At 60.9% G+C, this 12486-nt stretch carries 11 protein-coding genes and 1 riboswitch; of the genes, 4 read left to right on the plus strand and 7 right to left on the minus strand.

Going from position 1 to position 12486, the window contains the following annotated elements; all coding sequences use genetic code 11:
• Nucleotides 1-45: 45 nt before the first annotated feature.
• The 5 genes from ABTV29_RS01775 to ahcY all read right to left on the minus strand — a co-directional run bounded on the left by ABTV29_RS01775 (nucleotide 46) and on the right by ahcY (nucleotide 6621).
• Nucleotides 46-1920, minus strand: a complete 1875-nt coding sequence (locus tag ABTV29_RS01775) for a DEAD/DEAH box helicase (protein ID WP_433768574.1) — start codon at nucleotides 1918-1920, stop codon at nucleotides 46-48.
• 222 nt (nucleotides 1921-2142) lie between these two features.
• Nucleotides 2143-2967: a substrate-binding periplasmic protein gene (locus ABTV29_RS01780; protein ID WP_433768575.1), complete on the minus strand. Its 825-nt coding sequence runs from the start codon at nucleotides 2965-2967 to the stop codon at nucleotides 2143-2145.
• Nucleotides 2968-3053: 86 nt separating this feature from the next.
• On the minus strand, nucleotides 3054-4130 hold the full coding sequence (locus tag ABTV29_RS01785; protein WP_433768576.1) for a hypothetical protein: 1077 nt from the start codon (nucleotides 4128-4130) through the stop codon (nucleotides 3054-3056).
• 73 nt (nucleotides 4131-4203) lie between these two features.
• Nucleotides 4204-5049, minus strand: a complete 846-nt coding sequence (gene metF / locus ABTV29_RS01790; RefSeq protein ID WP_433768577.1) for a methylenetetrahydrofolate reductase [NAD(P)H] — start codon at nucleotides 5047-5049, stop codon at nucleotides 4204-4206.
• 162 nt (nucleotides 5050-5211) lie between these two features.
• Nucleotides 5212-6621, minus strand: coding sequence for an adenosylhomocysteinase (gene ahcY, locus ABTV29_RS01795; RefSeq protein ID WP_433768579.1), 1410 nt, complete (start codon nucleotides 6619-6621; stop codon nucleotides 5212-5214).
• Between the two features lie 22 nt (nucleotides 6622-6643).
• Nucleotides 6644-6745, minus strand: a riboswitch (S-adenosyl-L-homocysteine riboswitch).
• A gap of 198 nt (nucleotides 6746-6943) precedes the next feature.
• Here ahcY and ABTV29_RS01800 point away from each other — a divergent pair.
• Nucleotides 6944-7348, plus strand: a complete 405-nt coding sequence (locus tag ABTV29_RS01800; RefSeq protein ID WP_433768580.1) for an acyl-CoA thioesterase — start codon at nucleotides 6944-6946, stop codon at nucleotides 7346-7348.
• Between the two features lie 169 nt (nucleotides 7349-7517).
• Nucleotides 7518-8405: a formate/nitrite transporter family protein gene (locus ABTV29_RS01805; RefSeq protein WP_433768582.1), complete on the plus strand. Its 888-nt coding sequence runs from the start codon at nucleotides 7518-7520 to the stop codon at nucleotides 8403-8405.
• Between the two features lie 6 nt (nucleotides 8406-8411).
• Here ABTV29_RS01805 and ABTV29_RS01810 read toward each other — a convergent pair whose 3' ends face one another.
• On the minus strand, nucleotides 8412-9581 hold the full coding sequence (locus ABTV29_RS01810) for an MFS transporter (RefSeq protein ID WP_433768584.1): 1170 nt from the start codon (nucleotides 9579-9581) through the stop codon (nucleotides 8412-8414).
• Between the two features lie 319 nt (nucleotides 9582-9900).
• Here ABTV29_RS01810 and ABTV29_RS01815 point away from each other — a divergent pair, with 319 nt between their 5' ends.
• Nucleotides 9901-10734 (plus strand): EamA family transporter, encoded by an 834-nt coding sequence (locus ABTV29_RS01815; protein WP_433768586.1) that lies wholly within the window; start codon nucleotides 9901-9903, stop codon nucleotides 10732-10734.
• A 31-nt stretch (nucleotides 10735-10765) separates the two neighbouring features.
• Complete coding sequence (locus ABTV29_RS01820; RefSeq protein ID WP_433768588.1) at nucleotides 10766-11149, plus strand: MAPEG family protein; 384 nt, start codon at nucleotides 10766-10768, stop codon at nucleotides 11147-11149.
• Between the two features lie 142 nt (nucleotides 11150-11291).
• On the opposite strand, the gene mltA is transcribed toward ABTV29_RS01820, so the two are convergent.
• Nucleotides 11292-12476 carry a murein transglycosylase A gene (gene mltA / locus ABTV29_RS01825; RefSeq protein ID WP_433768589.1) on the minus strand — a complete coding sequence of 395 codons (1185 nt, stop codon included), beginning with the start codon at nucleotides 12474-12476 and terminating at the stop codon, nucleotides 11292-11294.
• Between the last annotated feature and the right edge of the window lie 10 nt (nucleotides 12477-12486).

The raw sequence follows: 12486 nt of genomic DNA on the forward strand, positions 1-12486 counted from the left end.
GCCCCGGACCTTTCGGTACGGGGCATTTTTCATTTCAGCGACAACTCAGCGATTGCGGGTCAGCAACGCCGGCTTTTCGCCACGCGGACGGGTTGGCAGTTGATCCAGCTGCTCAGGCGTCGGGAAGCGGTCAGCCTTGGACTCCTTGTGCATGATCTTCGGCGCATTGCCGCGAGGGTTCTGCACTGCCGGTTCCGAACGGGACTGGTCGTCGCGAGCCGGACGGCGATTGCGCGAGTCTTCGCGACGGGCCTGGCCGTCACGTGGTGCGCCGTTGCGTGGACCGTTGCGCTTGCCCGCTGGCGTGCTGCTGGTGCCATCGCTGCTGCGCGGACCATTCTGGCGACCCTGTGGCTTGCCGCCACGTGGCGCGCCGGTACCTGCGGCTGCGCCTTGTGCCGGAGCACCCGGACGACGGCCACGGCCTTGGGCCGGTTTCGGTTGCGGTACGTAGTCGATACGGTTGCCGAAGTTGTCGATATCGTCGTCCAGGAATTCGTCCGGGGCACGATCAGCGGCGGCGCGCGGTGGCTGGCTTGGCTGGCGCTGTTCGCGAGCCGGGGTGCCTTCCCGTGGTTTTTGCTGACGGGCCGGGCGTTCACCGCGCTCGGTTTTCTCACCGGAGCCGGATTTTTCCTTGCCTTTGTCCTTGCCCTTGTCCTTGCGACCGCCACCGCTGCCGTTCGGACCCTCACCGCGCGGACCGCGGGCATTGCGCGGGTTGCGCATGTCCGGACGTTCGCGGGCTTCCGGTTTTTCGGCTTCCACGGCGCTGGCATCGAAGCCCATCAGGTCGCCGTCGGCAATTTTCTGCTTGGTCATGCGTTCGATGCTTTTCAGCAGTTTTTCTTCGTCCGGGGCGACCAGCGAGATGGCTTCGCCCGAACGACCGGCACGACCGGTACGGCCAATGCGGTGCACGTAGTCTTCATCGACGTTCGGCAGTTCGAAGTTGACCACGTGAGGCAACTGGTCGATGTCCAGGCCACGGGCAGCGATGTCGGTGGCGACCAGGATGCGTACCTGGTTGGCCTTGAAGTCGGCCAGGGCCTTGGTGCGCGCGTTCTGGCTCTTGTTGCCGTGGATTGCCACGGCCGGCAGGCCATGTTTGTCCAGGTACTCGGCCAGGCGGTTGGCGCCGTGTTTGGTGCGGGTGAATACCAGCACCTGTTCCCAGGCACCGGCGGTGATCAGGTGGGCCAACAGCGCACGCTTGTGGCTGGCGGGCAGGCGGAACACGCGCTGCTCGATGCGCTCGACCGTGGTGTTCGGCGGCGTGACTTCAATGCGTTCCGGGTTGTGCAGCAGCTTGCCGGCCAGGTCGGTGATGTCCTTGGAGAAGGTCGCCGAGAACAGCAGGTTCTGCCGTTTGGCCGGCAGACGGGCCAGGACTTTCTTCACGTCATGGACAAAGCCCATGTCGAGCATGCGATCGGCTTCGTCCAGCACGAGGATTTCCACGTGGGACAGGTCGACGCTGCCTTGGCCAGCGAGATCGAGCAGGCGGCCAGGGCAGGCCACCAGCACATCCACGCCACGGGACATGGCCTGAACCTGCGGGTTCATGCCGACGCCGCCGAAGATGCAGGCACTGACGAATTTCAGGTCACGGGCATAGACCTTGAAGCTCTCGTGCACTTGCGCGGCGAGTTCGCGAGTAGGAGTCAGGACCAGTACGCGCGGCTGGCGCGGGCCGTGACGCTGGGATTTGTCCGGGTGACCGTTGGGGAACAACCGCTCCAGAATCGGGAGGGCGAAACCGCCGGTTTTACCAGTACCTGTCTGTGCCGCGACCATCAGGTCGCGACCTTGCAACACGGCGGGAATGGCCCGCTGTTGCACCGGAGTAGGCTCGGTATAGCCCGCATCTTCGATGGCGCGGACCAAGGCCTCGGAGAGACCGAGGGAAGCAAAGGACATGAGTAATCCTGTTTTAGTTAGGGCTTGGCCCAATGGGAGTCTTGCCTGGCGCGAATGGCGTTCAAGAGGACGCAATCCCGTCCGGTCCTGCTGGGTTTCGAAAGCTCGTCTGGAGCGCTCGCGCGGGCTGAAAAGCTGCGCTGTAGCGGGGTCGAGATGCCTAGAACGATTCCGAGCGTCCGGGCGTAAGCCTGGCGGGAAGGCCGGAGTATAACAGAGCAATCACTGCGCGCCGCTTTCCTGCTGCTCAACGGTTTTCGAGCGGATGGCGGTGGCATTGGCGGCGTTCGCTGCGCTCGCCGGATCGGACGGTGCAGCGCCGTAGCGGGCGCTCAGTTCCGCATAGGCCGGTTCGCGCTTGAAGCGCTTGAGCTCGGCGCCGAAACGCTGGACCAGCAAATCCATCCCGGCATTGCGGCGCACCGCCAGAAACTGGCTCTGCTGGCTGATGATGGTCGGGTTCTCGGTGATCCTGTCGCGGATTTTCAGCTCGTCGAGCAAATGCTGGCCGACCCGGCGATCGGTGATCAGGAGGTCGATCCGCCCGCGCAGCAGCTTGCCGAAGTTGGCTTCATGGCTCGGCGCCGGTTCGCGGGTGAACAGCGTCGATTCCCTGAAATCCTCGCTATACAGGTAACCCGGCGAAGTGCCGATCGTCAGGCCGCGCAGTTCGTCGAGGGTGCGAAAGGGGTGAGGGTGCGCATTGGCGTAGAACATCACGAACTGCACTTGCGAGAGCGGTTCGCTGGGGTAGAGCAGGGTCGCGTCGCGTTCGTCGCTGTGAAAAATGTCCAGCGCGCCGTCGGCCTGGCCGGTTTCAAGCATCGACAGGCAACGTTTCCATGGCAGGAACTGCCACTCCACTTCGATGCCCAGGCGCTTGAAGACGATGGCCGTGGTTTCGTAGTCCAGCCCCAGGGATTTGCCGTTTTCCTCGTAGACGTAAGGCGCCCAGGGTTCGGTGACGATGCGCAGTTTCTCGCCCCGGGCAGCGAAGCTCAGGCAAGTAAAAAGTACAACGGTCAGAAGCTGGGAAATGACAGGCATCGCCTGAGGTTAGTACGCGGGGCGCCTAATGAGAAGCTCTGGCTTGCATGTTTCACCCTGACTTGAGCAGATTGGGCGCGACGTCTCTATTTGCTCGGCGAATTGAGCAAGTGTTCATGGATCGCCGTGCGTCGACGCCCGAGAATCATCCGGACCAGACGGTGAGTGAACCAGTGCTCCAGCAAATGCTCGCACACGGGCGTACCGACGCGTTCCTTCTGGTTTTGCAGCGCCTTTTCCCACCAGACCGGACCGCAGGCCCTGTCGAATTCGTTTGGATGGTCATAGCAGCCATAAAGGATTTCGCGAACGAACTGACGCAAATGCACGGGCAACGCCAGGGTGATGAGCTTGTAGAGCAATCGCTGGGAACGGGGTGGGCGTGGAAGCCGATCCGTTACGCGGTGGGTATCGTCCAGGGCGGCAGCGCTGGTCGGTTGCGCGGCATGTTTGGCGACCCAGGCCTGGACCTTGGCCCGAAACAACTGCTTGCGGCTCCAGTAATGATGGATCAGGTCCGGGCACTTTCGGATCTCCAGCGTGCGGTAGGCAGCGACCGCCAGGCAGAACTCCTCAAGGGTGTACGCGCCGCTTGCGGAAGGGTACAGCTCGTCGATCAGGGCGATCGAGTGATCCAGTATGTGGGCATCCTTTTGGTGCAGACCGATGACGCCGGAGTTGAGCAACATCATCTTGTCGTCCGCCAGGCCTCTTTCCTGGAGGGTGGCCGCCAGCGTGCTGTAGAGCAGGTTTTCTTTGTTGTTGCCGTAGGTGGTGTAGTAGTCGTTGCACAGTAGCGTGCCGGGCTGCACGCGTTCGAACAAGGCGAGCGGCGAGCAATGGAAAAAGGTGTCGGTGTCGATCAATAACGCGATTTCGGACTCTTGCAGCACCGTGCGCAGGGCGACATGTTTGGCGCGAAAGTGATAGCCATGGGGTTCGTTCCAGCGACGGCGTGTGGCCTCGTCGAGCGTTCGAACGCGAACCGGCAGTTTCTCGTAGGGCTGCGGGTTGTCACTGAAAACCTGAATGTCCAGTGCGACGTCCGGCGTTTCCCGCAGCCGGGCCAAGGCACTGGCAATGCTGAAGACGGCTTCCTGGTGATAGGTTTCGGAGCCGAAAACCAGGTAGACGAGTTGCGGGCGTGGTGTCGAAGGCGTCATTGCTAGAACTTTCCATGGTTACTACTTAAAAAAAGACCCTCCGAAGAGGGTCCTTGTTCCTGCGGGATAACGATCAGCGGGGAAGCTTCAGGTTATTCCACACAGCCAGGCTGGCATCGGCCTGATTCAGGGTATAGAAATGCAGCCCTGGTGCGCCGCCTTGCAACAAACGCTCACACATTTCGGTGATGACTTGCTCACCGAAGCGCTGAATGTTCTGGGTGTCGTCGCCATACGCTTCCAGCTGCTTGCGGATCCAGCGCGGGATTTCCGCACCGCAGGCGTCGGAGAAACGCGCCAGTTTGCTGTAGTTGGTGATCGGCATGATGCCCGGTACGACCGGAATGTCGACGCCCAGCGCCTGTACGCGATCTACAAAGTAGAAGTAGCTGTCGGCGTTGAAGAAGTACTGGGTGATCGCGCTGTTGGCGCCGGCCTTGGCCTTGCGCACGAAGTTGGCGATATCGTCTTCGAAGTTGCGGGCTTGCGGGTGCATTTCCGGGTAAGCGGCGACTTCGATGTGGAAATGATCGCCGGTCTCTTCACGAATGAATTCGACCAGATCATTGGCGTGGCGCAGTTCGCCGCTGGCCATGCCCATGCCCGAAGGCAGGTCACCACGCAAAGCGACGATACGGGTAATGCCGGCAGCCTTGTACTGGCTCAGCAGGCCGCGCAAATCTTCCTTGCTGTCACCCACGCAGGACAGGTGCGGTGCGGCAGGGATTTTGACTTCGCTTTCGAGCTGCAACACGGTGTTGAGGGTGCGATCACGGGTCGAACCGCCTGCGCCGTAGGTGCAAGAGAAGAAATCAGGGTTGTACGTGGCCAGCTGACGGGCAGTGGCGAGCAGCTTTTCATGCCCAGCATCGGTCTTTGTAGGGAAGAACTCGAAGCTGTAGCGACGATCTTGGGACATGGTCATATCCTTGGAAACGCAAGAACCAGCGAAGCAACACATGTTCCATGTGGGAGCGAGCCTGCTCGCGAAGAGGGTTCATCATTCAACGTTGATGTCGACTGATGCAACGCTATCGCGAGCAGGCTCGCTCCTACAGGAAGAGCGAACAATCGCTGCCTGTTAGTAGCGGTAAGCGTGCGGCTTGAACGGACCTTCGACGGTCACGCCGATGTAGTCGGCCTGGGTCTTGGTCAGTTGAGTCACGACGCCGCCGAAACCGCGGACCATTTCCAGGGCCACTTCTTCGTCGAGTTTCTTCGGCAGTACTTCAACGGTCAGGCGCTCGGCTTTCTGAGCTGGCGACAGGTCGGCGTACTTCTGGCCGAACAGGAAGATCTGCGCCAGAACCTGGTTGGCGAACGAACCGTCCATGATGCGGCTCGGGTGACCGGTGGCGTTGCCCAGGTTCACCAGACGGCCTTCGGCCAGCAGGATCAGGTAGTCGTCGTTCTGTGGGTCGAAGCTGCCAGCACCGGTACGGTGGATCTTGTGTACCTGTGGCTTCACCTCTTCCCATGCCCAGTTCTTGCGCATGAAAGCGGTGTCGATTTCGTTGTCGAAGTGGCCGATGTTGCAGACAACAGCACGCTTCTTCAGAGCCTTGAGCATGTTCGAGTCGCAAACATTGACGTTACCGGTGGTGGTCACGATCAGGTCGATCTTGCCCAGCAGCGCTTTGTCGATGCTTGCTTCGGTGCCGTTGTTGATGCCGTCGATGAACGGCGAAACCACTTCGAAACCGTCCATGCAGGCCTGCATGGCGCAGATCGGGTCGACTTCGGAAACCTTGACGATCATGCCTTCCTGACGCAGGGACTGAGCGGAGCCCTTGCCTACGTCACCGTAACCGATGACCAGCGCTTGCTTGCCGGACAGCAGGTGGTCGGTGCCGCGCTTGATCGCATCGTTCAGGCTGTGACGGCAGCCGTACTTGTTGTCGTTCTTGCTCTTGGTCACCGAGTCGTTGACGTTGATGGCCGGGATCTTCAGTTCGCCCTTGGCCAGCATGTCCAGCAGACGGTGAACGCCGGTGGTGGTTTCTTCGGTCACGCCGTGGACGCGATCCAGGACCTGCGGGTATTTCTTGTGCAGCAGCTCGGTCAGGTCGCCGCCGTCGTCGAGGATCATGTTGGCATCCCAAGGCTGACCATCCTTGAGGATGGTTTGCTCCAGGCACCACTCGTACTCTTGCTCGGTTTCACCTTTCCAGGCGAAAACCGGAATACCGGCAGCGGCGATGGAAGCGGCAGCCTGGTCCTGAGTCGAGAAAATGTTGCAGGACGACCAGCGTACTTCGGCACCCAGGGCAACCAGGGTTTCGATCAGCACGGCAGTCTGAATGGTCATGTGGATGCAGCCGAGGATCTTCGCGCCCTTGAGCGGTTGCTCTTCGGAGTACTTGCGGCGCAGACCCATCAGGGCCGGCATTTCGGATTCGGCGATGATGGTTTCGCGACGGCCCCAGGCAGCCAGGGACATGTCGGCGACTTTGTAATCGGTAAAATCTGCAGGCGTGGTTACAGCGCTCATGAAGAGCCTCCATTCGTAGTTATGCGAATGGGCGCCGTTGTGCGTTTAGTGTCGGGCCGGTCAGGCCTGGCAACGCCCCATCCGAGCCTGACAGGTTTTACCTGCTGCAGCGCCCCTCGGACAGGTGGCGGGAAAACGGTAGCAAGTGGAAGTTACCGTTTTGAAACGGGGGCGATTATAGCCGTCTATGCTGATCTTCCAAAGGGTTTCTGTCGGTCAATGTTCGAACGGTAATAGTGGCTATAGAAGATGCCAAATAGAGCTCTGGCAAAAGCTCTGCCATGATCCCGGGCATCTATCGGAAAGACGCTCAGGAGTGCATATGAATTTCCACACCCGCAAATGGGTCAAGCCCGAAGACCTCAACCCCAATGGCACGCTGTTCGGTGGCAGTCTCCTGCGCTGGATCGATGAAGAAGCGGCGATCTACGCCATCGTCCAGCTGGGCAATCAGCGCGTCGTCACCAAGTACATTTCCGAAATCAACTTCGTCAGCGCCTCGCGCCAGGGCGACATCATCGAGTTGGGCATCACCGCTACCGAGTTCGGTCGCACCTCGATCACCCTGACCTGCGAAGTGCGCAACAAGATCACCCGCAAAAGCATCCTGACGGTCGAGAAGATGGTCTTCGTCAACCTCGGCGAAGACGGCTTGCCCGCCCCGCACGGTCGGACCGAGATCAAGTACGTCAAGGACCAGTTCAAGGACGAGGCCAGCGTCGAATGACGCGCCCCCTGTAGGAGCGAGCATGCTCGCGATGGACTCGAGAACCCCGCTGGGTGTCAGGTGCCCAGCATTATCGTTAACGACCATCGCGAGCAGGCTCGCTCCTGCACAGAACGGAATGCCCGCCGCACAGGTCGTAGCTAAATAACTCGCCACCGGTGATACGGCCATGACTACGTCCCCAGAAGGCAAGACCCCCGGCCTCTCGCCCAAGGAAAAGCACGAAGTCGAGAAAAGCCAGCCACCGCGCGCGGCGGTGCTGCACGAAATCATCCGAACCCAGGGCGATCAGGAACTTGAGCGCAGCATTGCCGCGCTGTGGTGGTCGGCACTGGCCGCCGGCCTGACCATGGGCCTGTCGCTGATGGCCATGGGTTTGCTCAATTCCCGCCTGCCGGATGGCGAAGGTTTCAAGGTGATTGCCAGTTTCGGCTACTGCGCCGGGTTTCTCGCGGTCATTCTCGCCCGCCAGCAACTGTTCACCGAAAACACCCTGACAGCTGTCCTGCCGATCATGAGCAAACCCACGCTGGGCAACTTCGGTCGGTTGCTGAGGCTGTGGACAGTGGTACTGGTGGGAAACCTCTGCGGCACCTTGCTGGTAGCCTATGTGATGCTCGAACTGCCGATTTTCGACAGCAAGACGGACCTGGCCTTCCTCGACATCGGTCGCAAGGTCATGGAAAGCGACCGCAGCCAGATGTTCTCCAAGGGCATTATTTCCGGCTGGATGATTGCCACCATGGTCTGGATGATTCCGTCCATGGAGAGCGCCAAGATGTGGATCATCATCCTCATCACTTATTTCATGGCGCTGGGCGATTTCACTCACATCGTGGTCGGCTCGCTGGAGGTCTCGTACCTGGTGTTTGCCGGTGAATTGCCGTGGAAGGATTTCTGGCTGGTGTTCGCGGGGCCCACGCTGGTGGGGAATATCATCGGCGGCAGCTTTATCTTCGCGCTGATCAGCCATGCGCAGATTCGCAGTGAAAGCGGGCCACCGAAAAATTCGGCGGATCAGGGCGAAGAACCCGATCCGCAGAAGCTCAAAAAATAGCCGGCATCAAGTCGATGCATTGAACGCCAGGATGCTGCGGCGCTGGCGGTAGATGAAGTACAGGGCTGTCAGCACCGTCAACCCGCTGACCAGCGCGCCGGTCCAGGGCAAGTCCGCCAGGTCCGCGCCGCTGGCGACCACCAGGCCGCCGATCCACGCGCCGGTCGCATTGCCCAGGTTGAAGGCGCTCTGGTTCAAAGTTGAGCCGAGATTGGGCGCTTCGTGGGCCTGATCGATGATCAGCAATTGCAGAATCGGGCACAGCGCGAAGGCAAAAATCCCCCACAACACCAACGTAATCGCAGCCGGGACCACCGAGTGGCTGGTCTGGGTGAAGGCGGCCAATACCAGCACCACGGCCATCGCCATGCCCACCAGTGAAGGCAGCAGGCGACTGTCCGCCAGGCGCCCGCCGAGCATGCTGCCCCCGGTCAGGCCCACGCCGAACAACAGCAGCATGATGGTCACGCCATGGGGGCTGACGCCGGTGACGTCCTGCAGGATCGGGGCGATGTAGGTGAAGACGCTGAACAGGCTGGTCGATGCCAGCACACTCATGCCCAGCGCCATCAACACGTTGAGCTTGCCCAGGACCTTGAACTCGCTGGCGAGGTTGGCCTTGTCCATGGCGATGTTTTTCGGCAACCAGAGCCACTGGGCAATCGCAGCGATCACGCCGATCACCGACACGGCCCAGAACGTCGAGCGCCAGCCGGCAAATTGTCCGAGTGCCGTACCCAGGGGCACGCCCAGCACGTTGGCCAGGGTCAGGCCGGTGAACATCATGGCAATCGCCTGGGCCCGTTTGTTCGGTGCAACCAGCCCGGCGGCAACCACCGAACCGATACCGAAAAACGCGCCATGGCACAGTGCGGTCACCACGCGGGCGGCCATCAGCGTGGCGTAGTTGGGAGCCAGGGCGCAGAGCATGTTGCCGAGGATGAACATCAGGGTCATGCCCAGCAGCGTGGCCTTGCGCGGCATGTTGGCGGTGCCCACCGCAAGGATCGGCGCGCCGAACACCACGCCCAGGGCGTAGCCGGTAATCAATAGCCCGGCATGGGGAATGCTCACCGCGAGGTCGCGAGCGACGTCGGGCAACAGGCCCATGATGACGAATTCAGTGGTGCCGATGCCGAACGCGGCAACGGCGAGGGCAAGCAAAGCGAGTGGCATGCGCAAGGTCTCTGTCGGTAGTCTTGACGCTGTGATCAGGCATACGCATGCCGACGGCCATTCTCGGCGAGAGCGGCCAAAGGCAGATTTTATTGGAATTAGTCTGTGCGCAACTGAGTGCGGCGTGGTCGGTTGCAGTATAAACAGCTGCTGACATATCGCGAATCAATTCTCTGTGCCCAACTTGTAGGAGCGAGCCTGCTCGCGATGGTCGTCAACGATGACGCGGGTTGTCTGGATAAACGCGTTGTCTTGAAGTTCATCGCGAGCAGGCTCGCTCCCACAAGGGAGTTGTGGGGACTACAAAAAGGAGTGTGCCGTGCTTGCGACGGCTCTGGTGTTGGTGGCGGCGCTGTTGCATGCGGCGTGGAATACCCTGATCAAATTCAGCGCTGAGCGGTTGCTGGTGGTGGCCTGCATGGACAGCGTGGCGATGTTGTTTGTCCTCGTGATGCTGCCATTCGTGGAGCTTCCCCCGGTTGAAATCTGGCCGTGGATTCTGGCCTCGGCGGCGTTCGAGTTGCTCTATCGCTACCTGTTGATCCAGGCCTATCGGGTCGGCGACCTTGGGCTGGTCTATCCGCTGATGCGCGGGTTATCGCCGCTGGTGGTGCTGGCGCTGACCCTGATCTTTGCCGGAGAGGTACTGACCCATCAGCAGATCTTCGGGATCCTGTTGATTCCGCTGGGCATGCTGTGCCTGCTGTGGCAGGGCGGAGGCGGTGCGCGCCTGCCGTGGTCGATGCTGCCGGTGGTGGCATTGATCGGCCTGTGCATCGGTTGCTACACCTTCATCGATGGCCAGGCGCTAAGGCGCTGGTCGCATCCACTGGACTACCTGGTCTGGGTGACGCTGCTCAGCGCCTGGCCGTTCCCGTTGCTGGCCTGGGCGCGCAAGCGACCGGCGTTCAGGTTGTTCTGGCGCGAGCAGTGGCGATTGGGCCTGGCGGTCGGGTTATGCGTGTTGTTCAGCTACGCTCTGGTGCTGTGGGCCATGCAGCTGGGCTCGATTGCCGAAGCGGCGGCCTTGCGTGAGATCAGCGTGATTCTGGTGGTGCTGTTCGGCATGCGTTACTTGAAAGAACCTTTCGGCCGGCCACGGCTGCTGGCCTGTGGGCTGGTGTTGATCGGCATGCTGGTGATGAAATTCTGACTGCTCTGAAACCTGAAGAAGGGACTGCGTTATGACGGTTGCTCTGTGGTGCATTTTGGTCGCGATCTTCCTGCCCTATGTCTGTACGGGCATCGCCAAGGCCAGTGGCGGTTATCGCCTGCAAGACAACCATGACCCCCGGGACTTTCTCGAATCGCTCAATGGTTTTGCTAGGCGTGCCCATGCGGCGCAATTGAACAGCTTTGAAGTGACCCCGGCGTTTGCCGCAGCGGTGATCGTGGCGCACCTTGTGGGCAATGCCGAGTTAGTGACGATCAATGTGTTGGCGGTTTTGTTCATTACCAGTCGGCTGCTGTACATCATTTGCTATCTGGCGGACTGGGCGGTGTTGCGGTCGTTGGTGTGGTTTTTGGGGATGGGGTTGATTGCGGCGTTTTTTGTTGTGTCAGTCTGAATCTTCATTGCCGATAAGGGCCCCTTCGCGAGCAGGCTCGCTCCCACAGTTGGATCTTTTTCAAACACCAAATCTGTGTTCGCTGAAGATCGATGTGGGAGCGAGCCTGCTCGCGATGGCTATCTAACAACCAACTTTTGACTCAGGGCTTGGTCTTCTCTGCATCGGCGACCTGAGGCACCTGCGGCAGCGCCGCGCCTTTGGGCCACAACATCCAGATCTGTCCCTGCTGCTTCATGTCTCCGGCCAGTTGTCCGGCTGCATCACCGGTGCCCCAGAACAGATCCGCGCGGACCTCGCCGGCAATGGCGCCGCCGGTGTCCTGTGCCGCCACGGGTCGCACCAGCGCACTGCCATCCGGGCGGGTTGTGGATAACCACAACAGGCTGCCCAACGGAATCACCTTGCGATCCACCGCCGCGCTGTAGCCCGCCGTCAACGGCACGTTCAACGAGCCGCGAGGGCCTTCGTTGCTGTCGGGGTTGCGGGTGAAGAACACATAGCTCGGGTTGCTGCCCAGCAGCTCCGGAATGCGCGACGGATTGGCCTTGGCCCAGGCGGCAATGGTGCCCATGGTCACGTCTTCTTTCTTCAGTTCGCCTTGCTCCACCAGCCAGCGCCCGATCGGCCGATACGGGTGGCCGTTCTGGTCGGCATAAGCGATGCGCAACTGGCGACCATTGTCGAGCTGGATACGCCCCGAGCCCTGGATTTGCAGGAATTGCAGGTTCATCGGGTCGGTCAGCCAAGCCACCACCGGTGCCTTCACCCCCTTGGTTTCAATCGTTGCCGCATCGTCATAGGGCTTGAGTACCCGGCCTTCCAGCCGGCCGCGCAGGCGTTTGCCCTTGAGTTCCGGGTAGATGCTGTCGAGGGAGACGATGATCATGTCTTCGGGCACGCCGTACACCGGGATGTTGGCGCTGGCGGTCTGGGTCAGGCTGCCGGGGTAGACCGGCTCGTAGTAACCGGTGATCAGGCCGTTGGGGTTGTCGTTGGCGGCGCGCAGGCCGTAGACGTCGAGGTTCTGCTTGAGGAAGCCACGAATGTCACCAGCGGTTTGCGGCACGTTGGCCGCTGCCGCACAGGTGCCGCCCCAGACCGGGTCGGCCTTGAGTCGCGTACAGGCGCTGCGCCACGACCCGAAGCCGGCGACGAGGTCGTTGTCGGACACCGTCGGCAGAGCTTCCCATGTGGCGGCGGAGTAGGTGGCCAGTGCGTGGGTTTTCGGTGGTTGTTTTTCGCCACCGGTGCAACCTGCGAGCAGGGCCACCATCGGCAGGGTCCAGCTCAGGTTGCGACGCCAGGCCTTGAATCGGCTGTTCATGGAGTAATTC

The organism is Pseudomonas putida (genome assembly GCF_050989985.1).
Classification (GTDB): Bacteria; Pseudomonadota; Gammaproteobacteria; order Pseudomonadales; family Pseudomonadaceae; genus Aquipseudomonas; species Aquipseudomonas putida_AI.